Origin of the sequence: Streptomyces sp. Ncost-T10-10d, assembly GCF_900091955.1 — a bacterium.
Taxonomy (GTDB): Bacteria; Actinomycetota; Actinomycetes; order Streptomycetales; family Streptomycetaceae; genus Streptomyces.
Map to the genome: position 1 here is coordinate 95,581 of NZ_FMDF01000120.1, position 16,512 is coordinate 112,092.

The 16,512-nt window shown below is 67.7% G+C and carries 12 protein-coding genes and 2 pseudogenes; 6 read left to right on the forward strand and 8 right to left on the reverse strand.

What is annotated here, in order from left to right:
• Positions 1–103 precede the first annotated feature (103 nt).
• From GA0115254_RS19760 to GA0115254_RS19770, 3 genes are all read left to right on the forward strand, one after another.
• Positions 104–1,150, forward strand: coding sequence for a DUF6397 family protein (locus GA0115254_RS19760; protein ID WP_370740902.1), 1,047 nt, complete (start codon positions 104–106; stop codon positions 1,148–1,150).
• Positions 1,151–1,191: 41 nt separating this feature from the next.
• Entirely contained in the window at positions 1,192–1,680 is a 489-nt protein-coding gene (locus GA0115254_RS19765) for a GNAT family N-acetyltransferase (RefSeq protein WP_093896611.1), read from the forward strand.
• Between the two features lie 154 nt (positions 1,681–1,834).
• Positions 1,835–2,455: an LAETG motif-containing sortase-dependent surface protein gene (locus GA0115254_RS19770; RefSeq protein WP_176740199.1), complete on the forward strand. Its 621-nt coding sequence runs from the start codon at positions 1,835–1,837 to the stop codon at positions 2,453–2,455.
• Positions 2,456–2,551: 96 nt separating this feature from the next.
• On the opposite strand, the gene GA0115254_RS19775 is transcribed toward GA0115254_RS19770, so the two are convergent.
• Positions 2,552–4,699, reverse strand: coding sequence for a SpoIIE family protein phosphatase (locus GA0115254_RS19775; protein ID WP_093896613.1), 2,148 nt, complete (start codon positions 4,697–4,699; stop codon positions 2,552–2,554).
• A gap of 242 nt (positions 4,700–4,941) precedes the next feature.
• Here GA0115254_RS19775 and GA0115254_RS19780 point away from each other — a divergent pair.
• Positions 4,942–6,013: pseudogene (locus GA0115254_RS19780) on the forward strand (enoyl-CoA hydratase/isomerase family protein).
• A 76-nt stretch (positions 6,014–6,089) separates the two neighbouring features.
• Here GA0115254_RS19780 and GA0115254_RS19785 read toward each other — a convergent pair.
• Positions 6,090–7,552, reverse strand: a pseudogene (locus GA0115254_RS19785) (arabinose isomerase).
• A gap of 237 nt (positions 7,553–7,789) precedes the next feature.
• On the opposite strand from GA0115254_RS19785, the gene GA0115254_RS19790 reads away from it, so the two are divergent.
• Positions 7,790–9,004 (forward strand): IS110 family RNA-guided transposase, encoded by a 1,215-nt coding sequence (locus tag GA0115254_RS19790; protein WP_093896614.1) that lies wholly within the window; start codon positions 7,790–7,792, stop codon positions 9,002–9,004.
• 121 nt (positions 9,005–9,125) lie between these two features.
• Here the strand turns inward: GA0115254_RS19790 and GA0115254_RS19795 are convergent, their stop codons facing one another.
• The 4 genes from GA0115254_RS19795 to GA0115254_RS19810 all read right to left on the reverse strand — a co-directional run bounded on the left by GA0115254_RS19795 (position 9,126) and on the right by GA0115254_RS19810 (position 14,553).
• Positions 9,126–10,604 carry a rhamnulokinase gene (locus tag GA0115254_RS19795; protein WP_093896615.1) on the reverse strand — a complete coding sequence of 493 codons (1,479 nt, stop codon included), beginning with the start codon at positions 10,602–10,604 and terminating at the stop codon, positions 9,126–9,128.
• Between the two features lie 16 nt (positions 10,605–10,620).
• Positions 10,621–12,666 carry a bifunctional aldolase/short-chain dehydrogenase gene (locus tag GA0115254_RS19800; protein ID WP_093896616.1) on the reverse strand — a complete coding sequence of 682 codons (2,046 nt, stop codon included), beginning with the start codon at positions 12,664–12,666 and terminating at the stop codon, positions 10,621–10,623.
• 67 nt (positions 12,667–12,733) lie between these two features.
• Positions 12,734–13,900, reverse strand: a complete 1,167-nt coding sequence (gene rhaI / locus GA0115254_RS19805) for an L-rhamnose isomerase (RefSeq protein WP_093896626.1) — start codon at positions 13,898–13,900, stop codon at positions 12,734–12,736.
• A gap of 425 nt (positions 13,901–14,325) precedes the next feature.
• The gene (locus GA0115254_RS19810) at positions 14,326–14,553 is read right to left on the reverse strand and encodes a hypothetical protein (RefSeq protein WP_093896617.1); all 228 of its coding nucleotides are present in this window, start codon (positions 14,551–14,553) and stop codon (positions 14,326–14,328) included.
• A 282-nt stretch (positions 14,554–14,835) separates the two neighbouring features.
• Between GA0115254_RS19810 and GA0115254_RS19815 the strand changes: the two genes are divergently transcribed.
• A complete protein-coding gene (locus tag GA0115254_RS19815) occupies positions 14,836–15,909 on the forward strand; it encodes an IS110 family RNA-guided transposase (protein ID WP_093896618.1) in 1,074 nt (357 codons plus the stop codon).
• Here the strand turns inward: GA0115254_RS19815 and GA0115254_RS46250 are convergent.
• Both GA0115254_RS46250 and GA0115254_RS19820 read right to left on the reverse strand, forming a co-directional pair.
• The gene (locus tag GA0115254_RS46250; protein ID WP_256102688.1) at positions 15,904–16,029 is read right to left on the reverse strand and encodes a hypothetical protein; all 126 of its coding nucleotides are present in this window, start codon (positions 16,027–16,029) and stop codon (positions 15,904–15,906) included. The genes GA0115254_RS19815 and GA0115254_RS46250 overlap by 6 nt on opposite strands.
• Positions 16,017–16,433 (reverse strand): SMI1/KNR4 family protein, encoded by a 417-nt coding sequence (locus GA0115254_RS19820; RefSeq protein WP_218105562.1) that lies wholly within the window; start codon positions 16,431–16,433, stop codon positions 16,017–16,019. Before GA0115254_RS19820 ends, GA0115254_RS46250 begins: the two co-directional genes overlap by 13 nt.
• Positions 16,434–16,512 lie beyond the last annotated feature (79 nt).

Genomic DNA, 16,512 nt, shown 5'->3' on the forward strand with positions numbered 1-16,512 from the left:
AGCGATGACCTGCCGGGTTACGGTGCTCACAGAGAGTAATTCAGTCTCACGGGGGAGCACCATGACTGTTGCCGAAGCTGCATGTATCGATACCGCAAGCACGATGGCTGTGGGCACAGCGGCCCGGGAACTTCAGCTGAAGCGCGGCGAGTTCGCCATCGCCGTACATATGGGTCTGGTCCGCGTGCTGGTGCAGGGTGGCGGAAGGCCGAGGGTCCGCAAGGAGGAGGTCGACCGGCTGCGGTCGCAGGACGGGTTTCCGGAGGCGCTGCGGGAGAGGGTGCACACCGTCGGGACGGCGGAAGGCGCCCGACTGCTCGGGATCAGTCCGGACCGCTTCACCAAGCTGGCCCGTGCGGGATGCCTCACGCCGATCACCTTTTACCTCAACCGGTACCGGGCGGTGGTCTGGCTCTATCTCGCTCAGGAGCTTGTGGAGTTCGCCGCCAGGCAGTCTCAGCTCCTGGTGGGGAAGAGCCCGGCCTGGGTGCGTAGCCGGTTGGAGGGAGGCGCCGACTTCCGTGCGCGCAACTGGCGCTCGCGCCGCATCGAACGGCTGCTGAGCTTCATGGAGGACCCCTGGGCCCGCGCGGCCGTGCTCGCGGGCACGCTGGACCCGGTGCAGTTGGCAGAGGTGGTCGACGATCTGTACGAGCGTGCCTACCTCGCCAGGATCCGGCCCGAACCGGTCTTCGGGCCAACGGGGTCGCCTTCTGCGAGGGAGGCCATGGGGCGCCTGATGCAGGCCGACGAACCGGACGAGATGCTGTGGCGGCGGGTCGGCCTGATCATGGAGCTGGACAACGCCCGGGAGGCCAGGCCGGCTCCGCGTCCGGGCGACGAGTGGTGCCCCGGTATCGAGCTCGGGCCCGGGTTCGAGAGGGGGCAGGAATCTGAGCTCGTGCCCGTCACTGAGCCCGAACCTGCCTCGGTCTCCGAACCGGTCCAGGTCTTCAGCCCCGATCCGGCATTCGGTCCCGTCCCGGCGTCCGAGCCCGCACCAACCTTCGTTCCTGTACGCGATTCCGATCCGGACCGTGATCCGGCGACCGATCCTGCACCTGCGCCCACATCGGCTCCAGAAGCCGCACTTGGGCTGCTTGCCCGAATCGGTCTGCGCAGGCGCGCATCCCGGCGTCCTTGCCGGTAAACAACTCGCGCAGGGAGAACGGCACCGGCATCCTGGCCCGCATGCTGATCAGGAAAGCCACTGCCGAGGACTGGCCCGCCATCTGGCCGTTCTTTCACGAAATCGTCGCCGCCGGTGAGACCTTCACCTACCCGCTCGATCTCGGTGAGGACGACGCCCGCTCCTGGTGGCTCCTCGAGTCGCCGAACCGCACGGTCGTCGCAGTTGACGACGACGGGACCATCCTCGGCACGGCAAAGATGAACAACAACCACATGGGCAACGGCGCGCACATCGCCAGTGCCAGTTACATGGTCGACCCCAAGCGTTCCGGGCAGGGTGTGGGCCGGGCCCTGTGCGTGTACACGCTGGAATGGGCTCGCTCGTCGGGGTTTCGCGCCATGCAGTTCAACGCCGTGGTGGAGACGAACACCTACGCTGTCCGGCTCTACCGCTCGCTCGGCTTCGAAATCCTGGGAACCCTGCCCGAGGGGTTCAACCACCCGAAACAGGGATTCGTCGGACTGCACATCATGTACCGCCCTCTGTGACAGCCGGCTTGTCCCTCATGTCCCAAGCGGTGGTGATGCGGGGTCAGCTGTGACCTCGCATGCTCCGTGGGGCGGGTGCGCGCGTAGTTGTCGGGGGCAGTACTGTGCGCCCCACCGCCATTCGGGCGATGAAACTCATGCGGAGGAACAATTCATGACCATACCCAGGAGATCGTTGCGTGCAGCGGGGACGCTCGCAGCCGCAACGGTGGTCGGCTTGACCGGCGCGGTCCTCTCCGCCGGCCCGGCCGCAGCTCACACCCCCACTTGGGCCGTGACCTGTACCGAGGTGAGCCTTGACCTGACTGCCTACAACGGCAACGTCACCAACCAGGTGACCGTGACCGTCGACGGCAAGGACCTCCTGCCCACCGAGACTTTCGGTAGGGAGCTCCACAAGAAGCTTGAGCTGCCCAAGCACGACAAGGAACTGACGGTTCACCTCGTCGTCAAGGCCGGAGACGGCGACAAGTTCTCGCGCGACGAGACCAAGCTGGCACCGGTGTGCGAAGGCACCACCCCGGCGCCCGCGCCGTCCGAGGCCACGCCGTCGCAGGCGCCCTCCCCGGAGGCACCCGTCAAGAGCGCCACGCCCAGCGAGGCAGCTTCGGAGTCCGCCCCTCCCGCGGCCTCTCCGAGCCCCAGCTCGCCGGACCTGGCCGAGACGGGTTCCTCGTCCGCCACTCCGATCATTGGTGGAGCGGCTGTGGCCGTCCTGCTCGCCGGTGGCGGCATCATGTGGTCCGTGCGTAAGCGTCGTACCGCACAGCAGTGACGTAGACCGGTGGTCCCGGTGCAGGACTGCGCCAGGACCACCGGACGAGGGGTGTGTCTTCCCGCGCGCGGGAAGACACACCCCTCTCCGCTTTCGTCACACCTGCTCCTGCTTCTGCTCCGCGGGTGGCAGCGGGGGAGTGGAGGCGGGTGGCGCCGACGGACCGATCTCGCACCAGACGGCCTTCCCTTCGCCGCGAGGCTCGATGCCCCAACGCGCGGCGACGGCATCCAGGAGCAGCAGGCCTCGACCCGATGTCGCCGTCTCTCCAGGGCTGCGACGTCTCGGCCACACGCTTGAGCGGTCCTGAACCGACAGCCGGACCCGTCGGACGGGCTCCGGCAGCACCTCCAGAGTGAGGATCGCGCCACCTTCCGTGTGCAGAAGTACATTCACCAGCAGTTCCCCGGTCACCAGCTCGGCGTCGTCGGCGAATTCGGCCATGTCCCAGTCGGTCAAGGCCTGGCGCACGATGGTGCGGGCGTCGGACAACCCCTCCGGGTCCGCCTGGTGGATGTACTGGTGCAACCGCGGAGCCCGAGGCGACCCGGGGTCCGGGCTGCGCCGCAGCACCAGCAGGGCGACATCGTCCCCCGAACCCCAACGCTCCCACAGCCGGTCCGACAGATGATCGGCCAGCGCCTGAGCGCCCGCAGGCCCCGCGCTGACCTCGTTGATCAGAGCCTGCACGCCCGTATCGACATCGACCCCCGGCTCTTCCACGAGTCCATCGGTGTACAGGACAAGGGTTTCGCCCGGCACCAGGTCGAGACGGGTCTCCGGAAACTCCTCGTTCTCGAAGTCGGTCGAAATGCCCAGGGGCAGACCGCCCCGCACCTGCGGGCTGCTGACCCGGCCGTCCATATGCCGGATCAGCGGTCCGAAGTGCCCGGCGCGCACCACACGCACGGTCCCCGAGGCGAGATCGACCTGGGCGTACGTACACGTCGCGAAGCGTTCCGTGTCCAGCTCGGCGAGGAAGCGCGAGGCCCGGGCCAGCACCGTCGACGGATGGTGCCCCTCACCGGCGTACGCGCGCAGGGCGATACGCAACTGGCCCATGATGGCGGCGGCATGCGTGTCATGTCCCTGCACGTCACCCACGACGATGCCGAAGCGGTTCATCGGCAGCGCGATCACGTCGTACCAGTCACCGCCGACCTGGCGTCCGCTCCAGGCCGCGTGATAGCGCACGGCTATCTCGCCACCCTCGATCTCCTGGACCCGTCGCGGCAGCATGGTCGACTGGAGGCCGGTGGCGAATTCGCGCTCCTCGTCGAAGAGCTTCGCCCGCTGCAGGGACTGGGCCACGATGGCAGCAAGCCCCAGACACAGATTGCGCTCATCAGCGTTGAAAGTCGTGTTGTCGCGGTAGAAGAGCGCCAGGGTGCCGAGTGAACGCGCCTGGGCGACGAGCGGCAGATAGGCGGCCGCGCGGAATTCCAGCCGCCCCGCGTAGGGAGTCAGCACGGGATAGCGGTGGATGAGTGCCGGGACCGAGGTCAGGAACTGGGGGCGGCCGCTGAGAATGGTGTCGGCCAGGGGGTACCGCCGGTCCAGACCCGTGGATCCGAGCTCGTCGATCGCCTCCAGTGGGTCGCCGCTCAGGGCGATGAGGTTCAGTGTGGCGTTCTCGACCAGACCGAGGGCGAGGCCGTCCGCGCCGAGCCGGTCCAGCCCGCCCGGTCCGGTGAGCGCGGCGGTCACATCATCCACAGTCACCGCGTGTGACAAAGCGCTCGTCGTGCGTTCAACAATGCTGGTCTGGCGCTGTCGCCGTTTTTCCAGGTCCAGCACGAAGGCCGAATGAGTGACCTCCGCCGTCGCGTCCCGTACCACCCCGACGACCCTGTGCGCCCGGCCGTCATCGCTGCGCAGTATCCGCGCCTGGACATGGGTCCACTGGTCCGTGCCGTCGTCGAGCGGTACCCGGAAGTGCACGCTGTACGAGTTGCGCCCACCCTTGATCGCCTCGTCGATCGCCACATTGACTTTGGTCCGCTCCGAAGGTTCGAGCCGTTCCACCAGGGACTCGGGCCGTGAGTCGAAGGCCAGTGGGTCCAGCCCGAAGGCCAGCAGGCCCGCTTCGTCGATGTCGAGCGAGTGGGCATCCATGTCCCACTCGAAACTGCCCGTCCGATTCATGGCAAGCCGCTGTGCCGTCGCGGTCTCGCCCTTGTGCGTCTTCTCGATCAGCAGGCGGGGCGGGACGGATGTGCTCGGTTGCCGGTCGTAATCGGTCATTCCTGCTCCGGACGTCTTCCGGCGGGGCAGCCGGGAGGCATGGCCCGTACGTGTGTCTCAATTGTCGAACCGGTTCGGGCAGGCTGCCACAGCGGACACCCGGCAAATACCGGGCTGAGGGCCGTTCCGGGCGGCCTCCGCACCCCTGCTGCCCGAGCCCGGGACCCGCCCCGCAGAATGGCAGCGGAAGATCGTCCGCGATCGGCGGGCGATACGGCACAGGGGCTGACCGGAGCGCATTCATGACCCACGACGATCCCGTCCTGCTGCACACCGAAGGACGCATCCGGCACATCACGCTCAACCGCCCGCACGCCCTCAACGCGCTGAACCACGCCATGGTGATGCGCATCGACGGAGCACTCGCCGAAGCCGAGCTCGACGACACCGTCACCGCGGTCCTGATCACCGGGGCGGGCGAGCGCGGCCTCTGTGCCGGTGGTGACATCCGCTCGATCCACGAGGACGCCGCGCGGCGTCGGCACATCGATGGACTTCTGGCGTGACGAGTACCGGCTCAACGCCCGTATCGCCCGGTTCCCCAAGCCGTATGTCGCGATCATGGACGGCATCGTGATGGGCGGCGGAGTCGGTGTCTCGGCCCACGGCGATGTCCGGATCGTCACCGAACGCTCGCGCATCGCCATGCCCGAGACCGGCATCGGCTTCGTCCCCGATGTGGGCGGGACCTATCTGCTCGGTGCCGCGCCCGGTGAGCTCGGCACCCATCTGGCGCTCACTGCGGATGCGGTAGGCGCGGGTGATGCGCTGATGTGCGGGCTCGCCGACCACTTCGTACCGTCGCAGCGCCTTGCCGGGCTCACCAGGGCCCTCGCCGACTGCGGTACGGCTGCCGAGATCGAGGAGACGGTACGGAGCTTCGCCTCGCCCGCGCCGGGTGGCGAACTGGCGGCGCACCGCGAGTGGATCGATTCGTGCTACCGGGCCGACTCCGTCGAGGAGATCCTCGACCGCCTCGACAACAGCGGTGTCCCCGCCGCCAAACAGGCCGCCGGGACGATCCTGGCCAAGTCGCCCACCGCGCTCAAGGTGACACTCTCCGCCCTGCGCAGGGCTCGCATGCTCGACAGCCTGGAGGCGGTGCTCGATCAGGAGTACCGAACTTCGTGCACCGCCTTCACCAGGCCCGACCTGGTGGAGGGCGTGCGTGCCCAGATCATTGACAAGGACCGCAATCCCCGGTGGAGCCCGGCGGATCTGGCCGAGGTCTCCGAGGCCGACGTGGCGCTCTTCTTTGCCACGTTGGGCGACCGAGAACTCGACCTGGCCTCCGGCTCCGGGACGACGGATTGATCTGACGAATACGGACCGAGGCAGGCCGAGGCGGACGAAGGCGGAACTGAGACGGACCGGGACTGCGAAGGCCGGTTCAGAGCTCGTCGGGGCCGGTGACGGTGCGGAACGGAATGCCGAGGAGGTCTGCCGCGGCCTTGAGGTCCTTGGCACGGTGGCCCGTGCAGAGAGTCCAGTGGTGGCCGATGCCGGTCGAGGACCAGGCGTCGGTCCACTCGCCGGGGTCGAACCCGAAGTCGACACGGGAGGTGGTGTTGCCGATCTCCAGCAGGGGTCCCGGGAGGACTTCGCCCTCGGAGGCGATGAACACGAAGTTTCCGTCCGCCTCCTGACCGATACCGAACGTGGTGACGGGACCGTGTTTGACGTCGAACTCGACGCTGACGCCCCACCCGCGTTTGCCGTGGTACACGCCCAGCCCGCGCAGCAGCGGATCCTTGGCGCTGATCGCGAGGTGGGCGGGGCCGTCGTGGCCCATCTCGACGACCCGGTCGCGGAAGTTGAGGGCCTGGAGCTCGGTGAAGGAGCCGCCGGCGCCGATGGTGTCGGCGATCAGCATGGCGAGGCTGGTGCGCAGCTCGTACTCACCGGCCATTGGGATGCCTCGGGCGGTCAGCAACGACGCGCCGAGGATCATGCCCGCGCCGAGCCGCTCGTGGATCTCGCCCTCGAGTCCGCGGTGGTAGTAGGCGAGGCTGTCGAGCTCGAAGTCCTCGACGAGCCGGTCGAGTCCGACCGACACCCGGGCGGCCCAGGCGAGATCGTCCGCGTCGACGGAGCCGTCGAGGGTGAAGACCGTACGCGCGAGCGCGACGCGTTCGGCGGCCTCCTCGTCCGTCACGGCGGCGACCCGGACCCGCAGGTCGTCGAATTCGAGGACTTCGACGTGTCCGCCGAACTGGGTGGAGACGAGCGTCATGTCGGTGGAGACATCGAGCATCCCGGGGTAGAGGTGGCCCATCAGCCCGTGCCGGCCGTGGCGCATCGCGCCGCGCACCTGCGCGGCCGAGATCCAGCGGCGGATCCGGGTCCAGGCGTTCTCGTCGTGCAGATGACCGGAGACGGAGCGGAAGGGGTGCCGCTTCGCCGGAACACATTGGCGACCTCCGGCAGCGGGCACTGTCCGCAGTACGCCAGCCACTTGCCCGTGTCGGTGTTCGGGTGGTCCATCGCCTCGGTCGGCTGGAGGTCGATGACCAGTACCGGAGTGTGGGTGCGCTGGGCGATCGGCAGGACCATCGAGGCCGTGAGATATGTCGTCAGGAACATTACGACGATGTCGCAGTCGGCCCTGCGCAGCTGTTCCGCCGCCTTGGCGGCCTCCTGCGGGTCGGAGATGAAGCCGGCGTCGGCCACCTCGCAGCCCATCTCCTCGAACCGCCCGGTCACGAAGCGCGCCGATTCCTGCAGTTGGTCGAGGAGGCCGGGGAACTGTGGCCAGTACGCGCCGAGTCCGCCGGAGACCAGGCCGACACGGGTGCGGCGACGCGTGGTGCGGGCGAGCACGCCGTCGAGCACGGCGGGAGACACATCAGTCATGAGCTTCCATACCTTTCTTCGTGGGTTGATCGCGGTCATTCGTAAGATCGGGACACCCAGGGATGCCGGGTGTGGCTGTCATGCGGGTGCCGCGTTCGTGGCTTGGAAGGATTGGCCGCCCGGCATCCCGCGACGACTCGACTGCTGATTGGGATGCGCGAAACCGAATCGCTCGTATGGACGTGACAGCGAGGTCGTCTGCTGGGACAGCACAGGAGAACGACGAAGGAGGCTCCGGTGCCCGAATTGTGGGCGGGGACAGACGCGGGTAAGGCCGAACACCACTGCACCGTGATCGACACGGACGGGACCAAGGTGCTCTCGCGCCGGGTACCGAACAACGAGGACGAGCTGCTGCAACTGCTCGGTGACGTCCTGGACCTGGCCGACGGTGGCCCGGTGACCTGGGCGGTCGATCTCAACGCCGGCGGGGCCGCGCTGTGGATCGCCCTGCTGGTCAACCACGGGCAGCGGCTGTTCTACATCCCCGGCCGAACCATCCACCACGCCTCCGGCGCCTACCGGGGCGACGGCAAGAGCGACGCCAAGGACGCCTTCGTCATCGCCGACCAGGCACGCATGCGCCGCGACCTCCAGCCCTTGCAGGAGACCAGCGAGATCGCGGTCGACCTGAAGATCCTGACCGCCCGCCGCATGGACCTGTCCGCCGACCGCACCAGGGCCATCAACCGGCTGAGGGCCCAGATCCTGGAGTACTTCCCCGCCCTGGAACGGGCCTTCGACTACAGCAGGTCCAAGACCGCGCTCATCCTGCTCACCGGCTACCAGACCCCGGCCGCCCTGCGCAGGATCGGCCGGGCCCGGCTGTCCACCTGGCTCAAGAACCACGGCGTCCGCACTCTCAGCACCGCCAAGAGCGCCGCCGACACCGCGGTGACCGCTGCCGAGGCCCAGTTCACCGTCGTCACCGGGGAGAAGACCGCTGCGAAGATGGTCCACACCCTGGCCAGGGAGGTGATGGCCCTCGATGAGGAGATCTCCGAGCTCAACGCCCTCATCGAGGGCCGGTTTCGCGAGCATCCCGACGCGGAAGTGATCACCAGCATGCCCGGCATCGGTGACATGCTCGGCGCCGAGTTCATCGCCGCGACCGGCGGCGACATGACCGCCTTCGGCAGCCCCGACCGGCTCGCCGGCGTCGCCGGACTCGCTCCCGTCCCCCGCGACTCGGGCAAGGTCAGCGGCAACTTGCGCAGGCCCAGACGCTACAGCCGCCGACTCCTGCGGATGTTCTACCTCTCCGCCCAGGTCGCCGCGGTGCACTGCCCCCAATCCAAGACCTTCTACCAGCGCAAACGCGCCGAGGGAAAGTCCCACAAGCAGGCCGTCCTCGCGCTGGCCAGGCGCCGCCTGAACGTGCTCTGGGCCCTGATACGCGACCACCGAACCTTCGAGGCCGTCACCCCCAGCCCCGCCGCCACAGCGGCATGACCCCGTCACAAGGCGTCACCGACCGGGGTTGACAACGTCATTGGGAATCCTTCCTTCGTCATCCATCGACTACCCGGGCCTCCGCGGAGAGGCCCGGGCGCCCGGTCGAGGTGTCCAGGACTCAGGCCGGCTCCAGCCTTGCGGCAGCCCGGTCCCAGGCCTGTTGATCCCCCTGAGGGGTGTAGTGGCGCAATTCCTGCGTCTGCGCGACGAGTCGTCGCATGTCCATGAGATCGCCGACCAGACCATGGGCGCGTGCCTGCAGCAGGACGTTCCCGAGCGCGGTCGCCTCGGCGGGACCGGCCGTGACCGGGAGGCCGGTGGCATCCGCGGTCCATTGGCACAACAGCTCGTTGCGTGAACCCCCGCCGACGAGATGGATCCGGGTCAGCTCCTGCCCCGCAAGGGCGGCGGCCTGCCGCAGTGTCCTGCGATGCGCCAGCGCCAGGCTCTCCAGCACACACCGAACATACCCGCCGGGAGTGTCGGGCGGTTTCTGTCCGGTCCGTACGAGATGGGCGTCCATGCGCGACGGCATGTCACCCGGAGCGAGGAACGTCTCGTCGTCGGGGTCGATCAACGCGGCGAACGGCCGGGCACGGGCCGCCCCTGCGAGCAGTTCGGCCAGGCCCGGAGCCGTACCCCGCCGGTCCCAGGCACGGCGGCACTCCTCCAGCAGCCACATGCCCATGATGTTGCGGAGATAGCGGATGGTGCCGTCGACCCCGCGCTCATTGGTGAAGTTTGCCGCCCGGGACTCCTCCGTGAGTACCGGGGCCACCAGTTCCAGACCTGCCAACGACCAGGTGCCACAGGACACATACGCGAATCCGGGCCCGACGGCGGGCACCGAGGCGACCGCCGACGCCGTGTCGTGCGAAGCGACGGTCGTCACCGGTGTACCGGCCGGCAGCCCGGTGTACTCGGTCACATGCGGCAACAGCGTCCCCGCCGGGTCACCCGGATCACGCAGTGGCGGAAACCAGGAGCGCTCCAGACCCAGTCGGCCGATCAGCGCATCGGACCAGGTCCCGGCAGATGCATCGAAGAGGCCGGTCGTTGACGCGTTGGTGATTTCTGCGCCCACCGTTCCGGTCAGCCAGTGCACCAGCAGATCGGGGATCAACAACATCGTCCGTGCCGCACCCCGGTGGGCACTCGCCTGATGCGCGGCGAGCTGGAACACCGTATTGAACGGCAGATGCTGCAAGCCGCTGACGGAGTAGAGCTCCTGCGCCCCGCATTCGGCCAGCACTTGTTCGGCTGCCTGGCCGTTACGGCTGTCGCGGTAGTGGAACGGCAGCCCGAGCAGCGCCCCGTCGGCATCGAGAAGGCCGTAGTCGACCGCCCAGGTATCGATGCCGACCGAGGCGATCGGACCGCTGCGCGTGGCGGTCCGCAGACCGTCCAGCATCCCTTGGTACAGGGCGAGCACGTCCCACCGCAGCCCGTCCGGCAGCCGGACCGGGGTATTGGGGAAGCGGTGCACCTCGGTCAGCACGAGCCTTCCGGAACCGGCCCGGCCGGTGATCACCCGGCCGCTGGTGGCACCGAGGTCCACGGCCGCGAATACCGCGTCGCTCGGTGACGTCACAGACATGGGACTCTCATCCGGGTCATCGCAGAAACGCCGCCGCCACACCGGCGTCGACGGGAATGTGAAGACCGGTCGTGTGCGTGAGGTCCCCGCCGGTCAGTGCGAAGACGGCGTTCGCGACGTGCTCCGGGAGCACTTCGCGCTTGAGGAGGGTCCGCTGGGCGTAGAACTCGCCGAGCTTCTTCTCCTCGATGCCGTACGTCGCCGCACGCTGGGCACCCCAGCCGGCCGCGAAGATCCCCGAGCCGCGCACCACACCGTCGGGGTTGATGCCGTTCACCCGGATCCCGTGCTCACCCAACTCGGCCGCCAGCAGCCGCACCTGGTGAGCCTGATCGGCCTTGGTCGCCGAGTAGGCGATGTTGTTCGGGCCCGCGAAAACCGCGTTCTTCGACGCGATGTAGACGATGTCGCCGCCGAGGTTCTGCGCCCGCATCACCCGTGCTGCCTCACGCGAGACCAGGAACGAGCCGCGCGCCATGATGTCGTGCTGAAGATCCCAGTCCCGGGCCGTGGTTTCGAGCAGCGGCTTCGAGATCGAGATCCCGGCATTGTTCACGATGAGATCCACGCCGCCGAACGCGAGCACTGCCGCCTTGAACGCCCCGGCGATCTGTTCCTCACTGGTCACGTCGACCGTCACCGCGACAGCTTTGTCGGGCCCGCCGAGCTCTTGCGCCACCGAGGAGGCGCTCTCCGCATTCACGTCCGCAACGACGACACACGCCCCCTCCGCGACCAGCCGGTGCGCGATGGCCTTGCCGATACCGGACCCCGCACCTGTGACCAGCGCCACCCGGGTGGCCAGTGGCTTGGGCTCAGGCATCCGGCGCAGCTTGGCCTCCTCCAGTTCCCAGTACTCGATCCGGAACTTCTCGGACTCCTCGATCGGCGCGTACGAGGAGACGGCCTCGGCGCCGCGCATCACATTGATGGCATTGAGGTAGAACTCCCCGGCGACCCGGGCAGTCTGCTTGTCCTTGCCGAAGGAGAACATGCCGACACCGGGCACCAGCACGATTGCAGGGTCCGCGCCGCGCATCGCGGGGGAGCCGGGGGTCGCGTGACTCTCGTAGTACGCGCGATACGCCTCCCGGTACTCCGTGTGCAGTTCCTTCAGGCGTGCCGCAGCCTCGTCCAGCGGGGAGTCCGCGGGCAGGTCGAGGACCAGTGGGCTGACCTTCGTACGGAGGAAATGGTCGGGGCACGAGGTGCCGAGCGAGGCGAGCCGGGGGTGTTCGGTGCGGGAGAGGAAGTCCAGCACCGGCTCCGCGTCAGTGAAGTGGCCCACCTGCGGACGGTCGGTTGAGGCCAGACCGCGGATCAGCGGGGCGAGCGCGGCGGCCCGCCCCCGGCGCTGCTCCTCGGCGAGGGGCTCCCGACCCCTCCACACGGGGCCGAACGGCTCCGTCCTGCCCTGCTCCTGAAGGAATGTCTCGGCGGTACGGATCATCCAGAGCGCGTTGTGCTCGCACTCCTCGGACGTCTCGCCCCAGGCCGTGATGCCATGGCCGCCGAGGATCACGCCGACGGCCTGTGGGTTGGCCTCCTTGACCGCGGCGATGTCCAGACCGAGCTGGAACCCGGGCCTGCGCCAGCCAACCCAGGCCACCTTGGCGCCGAAACACTCCGCCGTGAGCTTCTCACCGTCGGCGGAGCACGCCAGCGCGATCCCCGAGTCCGGATGCAGATGATCGACATGCGCGGCCTCGACCAGTGCGTGCATCGCCGTGTCGATGGACGGAGCGGCGCCGCCCCTGCCGTGCAGGCAGTAGTCGAAGGCCGACACCATCTCGTCCTCGCGCTCCATCCCCGGATACACGTTCTTGAGCGCGCGCACCCGGTCCAGGCGCAGCACGGCGAGACCGGCCTCGGTCAGCGTGCCGAGATCACCACCGGATCCCTTGACCCACAGCAGCTCGGTCTCGCCGCCGGTGACCGGGTCGGTGGCGGTGGCCTTGACCGATGCATTGCCACCTGCGTAGTTGGTGTTGCGGGCGTCGGAGCCGATCCGGTGGGCGCGCTCCAGGAGCGCGGCCACTTCGGCATGGGTCGCGGACGTCATGAGATTCCTTCGGTGTCGGGGGCCGGGCTGAATCGGTCGGACGGGTGTACGGGGAAGGGACGGGGGCTCAGGCGCCCCAGCCGGCCTGTTCGCCACCGACCCGGGTGGCCGCGATCCGCACCTGATTGCCTGAGGCCAGGTATGCGGCGAACGGGTCCCTGGCCAGCCCGATCTCATCACGCACCTCGGCGAGCAGCGGACGGACATCGGTGTTGTATGCATCCATCAGGACAGCGTTCGCGGCCAGCACATCGCCGGACTGCTGCGCGGCGCTCAGCGCGTTCATGTCGATCAGCAATGCCTTGGCGGTCGCTTCCTGCACATTGGCGACCGACCGGATCACGGCAGGGATCTTCGCCTCGATGTTGTGGCACTGGTCGAGCATGAAGTTGACGTTCGTCTCGGGCTTCATGCCGCCGTTCTTGACCACCTCGTGCATGATCCGGAACAACTGGAACGGGTCGGCGGCTCCGACCATCAGATCGTCGTCCGCGTAGAACCGGGAGTTGAAGTCGAACGCGCCGAGCTTTCCCGCACGCAACAGGAACGCCACGATGAACTCGATGTTGGTGCCCGGTGCGTGGTGCCCGGTGTCCACGACCACCTGAGCCCTCGGGCCGAGATTCAGACAGTGCGCGTACGCCGTACCCCAGTCCGGCACATCGGTCGTGTAGAACGCCGGCTCGAACAGCTTGTACTCCAGCAGCATCCGCTGGTCGTCGCCCAGCCGCTCGTACACCTCGGCCAGCGCCTCGGCGAGCCGGTCCTGACGGGCCACGATGTCGTCCTGCCCGGGATAGTTCGTGCCGTCGGAGAACCAGAGCTTGAGATCCAGGGACCCGGTCTCGTCCATGATGTCGACGCACTCCAGCAGATGGTCCGTGGCCTTGCGGCGCACCTTCGGGTCAGGGTGTGTGACCGATCCCAACTTGAAGTCGTCGTCCTGGAAGACGTTGGAGTTGATCGCACCGATCCGCAGCCCGAGATCCTCGGCGTGCCGGGTCAGCGCTGAGTAGTCCTCGACCTTGTCCCACGGAATATGCAACGAAACCTTCGGTGCCACACCCGTGAACGCGTTCACCTGCGCCGCGTCCTCCAGTTTCTCGAACGGGTCGCGCGGTACTCCTGGCTGTGCGAACACCTTGAACCGCGTCCCGGAGTTCCCGTACCCCCACGACGGTGTCTCGATCACCTGAGACTTCAGAGCTGTCTTGACGGCCGACACATCAGACATGAACACCTCGCAAGCGGAGTCATCCAGCGACCGCTGGTCGTTCGGACGATATGAATCGTTTCATCTGGCCGTACGCTAGGACTGCCGCGAGCTTCCAGTCAAGCAGCCAGGTGCGTTCTCTTCCTGGCTTGAATCAATTCACCCCATAGGTGGGGCGGGTGCACTCGCAGAGAGGGTTGACCACCGGACGAGCGATTGGGTTCGGGCCGACAGACATAGAGTGCGCTCGGGGTGGTCCTCAGAGCCCACTGCCCGCTGACTCGTTCAGAGCATGGTGGCGCATCGGAGCGACGAGGTGAAGAGCGACAGCGCGACGACGGACGGCTGTGACCGCCGACCGCCGACCGCCGGACGGGGCGGGACTTTCGATCCGGTCCGCCCGGCGATGGAGAACACCGCAATGCGGTGCCGTTCAGCAGATCCGTTCAGCGACCGCTGCCGGACATGCTTGGCTGAAGCGAGCGCACGAGATCGAAGAACCGGGACTCGTTGCCGCAGAGTCCCGCACGCTCCAGCGCGCCATCGGCCTCCGCGATCGGCGAGGCGAGCAATGGCATGTACAAGGGGCCCTCGTCAGGTTCCGCGAGCGCGGCCCGAGTGGCCTCCAGCAGTCGGACATACGCCTGGGCCGCGGCGAGTTCGTCATTGCGCATCTCAGCATCTCCCGGTCAGAGGTGTCGGACCCCCCAGCATCCCCCATGGGTCTGACAGTGAGGATGTACTCGGCATTCCTCGGGGGCCTGACTCTGGGTCTGACTGACGCTTCGGCTGTCTGTGCGTTGAATCGTCGGCCTTCGGGGGATGCCACCGCGTGTGCTCGCGGGTGTCCGTGACCTCATAGGAGCTTGGCCACCAGCCTCTTCACTGTCTTGTCCGTCTGCCCGGGCAGCACGCGCTGTTCACACGCCTCAGACGGAAGGACGGCAGAGCCGAGCATGACAGCGCCCGAGATAGCGGTGATCGGCGGAATCGACACCCATACGGACGTCCACCAGGCCGCAGTGATCGACTCGGTCGGCCGTCACCTGGACACGCAGTCGTTCGCAACGAACTCAGCCGGATACGAGCAACTGCTGGCCTGGCTCCACTCCCAGGGCGAGGTCATCGCGGTCGGGATGGAGGGCACCGGAGCCTACGGCGCCGAACTCGCCCGGTTCCTGACAGCCAGCGGCATCACGGTCGTCGAGGTCGACCGGCCAGACCGAAGGGCCAGGCGGGCCCACGGCAAGTCCGATCCGATCGACGCCTATGCGGCGGCCACCGCAGTCCTGTCCGGCCGGGCGAGCGGAACTCCGAAGAGTCGGGACGGGATCGTGGAAGCGATCCGTGCTCTGCGCGTGGTCCGCAAGAGCGCGATCAAGGCCAGGACGCAGACCATCAACCAGATCCGCGCGCTCATGGTCACCGCTCCCTCCGCCCTGCGAGACAAGCTGCGTGGGCTGCCCACCGGCCTGCTGATCGACACTCTCGCCCGTACCCGGCCGGCTGGCGACCTCGCGGACCCGGCTTGCGCGGCCAAGACGGCACTTCGCCGCCTGGCCCGGCGCTACCAGGCCCTTCAGCAGGAGATCAAAGAGGCCGACGCGGACCTTGCTCCCCTCGTGACCCGGGCGGCACCCAGTCTCGTTGCCCTGCCCGGAGTGGGGACCGAGACGGCCGGCCAGCTACTGATCACCGCGGGTGACAACCCCGACCGGCTCAGATCCGAAGCATCCTTCGCCCACCTGTGCGCCGCGGCCCCGGTCCCGGCCTCGTCCGGCCGCACAAACCGCCACCGCATCAACCGCGGCGGAGACCGACATGCCAACAGTGCCCTCTACACCATCGTCCTGGTCCGCATGCGGCACGACCAACGAACACGGGACTACGTCACCAGACGCACCGCCGAGGGCATGTCCACCAAGGACATCATGCGGTGTCTCAAGAGGTTCGTCGCCCGCGAGATCTACAGGCACCTCATGAGCACCAACACCCTGAACACGACAGGCCCGGCCAGAGCCAGATCATGATGCCGACCGACCACCGTCCGCGTCATCGGAATCGAGTGACTCGGCCGCAGTCAGACGCTCGACGAACGCCTTGAAGTCCGCGGCCAGCGAGAGCTCCGTGCTGTCGTCTACGTCGAACACGTCACGGACGGCTCCCCGCGCTTCCCGCATGCCCGATAGTCGAGAGCGATCCAACAGTGACCATCACCGGACAGCAGAACCAGAGGAGACGGAAGACCCCACTCCTCGACCAAGTAGGCCGTGTCCAGCAAGGACAACTGGCCGTTGTCACGGCCGATGCCCATCATGTCGTCGAGCGGAACATGATCCTTGCTCCACGACGTCGGCACATCGGTCAGGAACGCGTTCCACAGCCCCGCCACCACACCGCCGTTCTGGACCCGCAGGATCTCCAGCAACGAAGTCGGCAGACAGACACCGAGCTGACGCTCGGCCACCTGAACGACCGCGTCGGTCAACGGTGGCTCAACCCCGTACCGGACCTCGCCCCAGAACGTCGCCTTGACCTCATCAAACTGAGCCACGAACGCAACCTATGGACCCCGCCCACGGGCTTGACGATCTATAGGAGCTTCAACGTACTTCCACAGCGGCGCGAGGCCG

Bases quoted from the DNA above. Each gene is read 5' to 3' on its own strand.
- GA0115254_RS19760 (WP_370740902.1), top strand. From the start codon at position 104: ATGGCTGTGGGCACAGCGGCCCGGGAACTTCAGCTGAAGCGCGGCGAG.
- GA0115254_RS19765 (WP_093896611.1), top strand. From the start codon at position 1,192: ATGCTGATCAGGAAAGCCACTGCCGAGGACTGGCCCGCCATCTGGCCG.
- GA0115254_RS19770 (WP_176740199.1), top strand. From the start codon at position 1,835: ATGACCATACCCAGGAGATCGTTGCGTGCAGCGGGGACGCTCGCAGCC.
- GA0115254_RS19775 (WP_093896613.1), bottom strand. From the start codon at position 4,699: ATGACCGATTACGACCGGCAACCGAGCACATCCGTCCCGCCCCGCCTG.
- GA0115254_RS19795 (WP_093896615.1), bottom strand. From the start codon at position 10,604: ATGTCTGTGACGTCACCGAGCGACGCGGTATTCGCGGCCGTGGACCTC.
- GA0115254_RS19800 (WP_093896616.1), bottom strand. From the start codon at position 12,666: ATGACGTCCGCGACCCATGCCGAAGTGGCCGCGCTCCTGGAGCGCGCC.
- rhaI (WP_093896626.1), bottom strand. From the start codon at position 13,900: ATGTCTGATGTGTCGGCCGTCAAGACAGCTCTGAAGTCTCAGGTGATC.
- GA0115254_RS19810 (WP_093896617.1), bottom strand. From the start codon at position 14,553: ATGCGCAATGACGAACTCGCCGCGGCCCAGGCGTATGTCCGACTGCTG.
- GA0115254_RS19815 (WP_093896618.1), top strand. From the start codon at position 14,836: ATGACAGCGCCCGAGATAGCGGTGATCGGCGGAATCGACACCCATACG.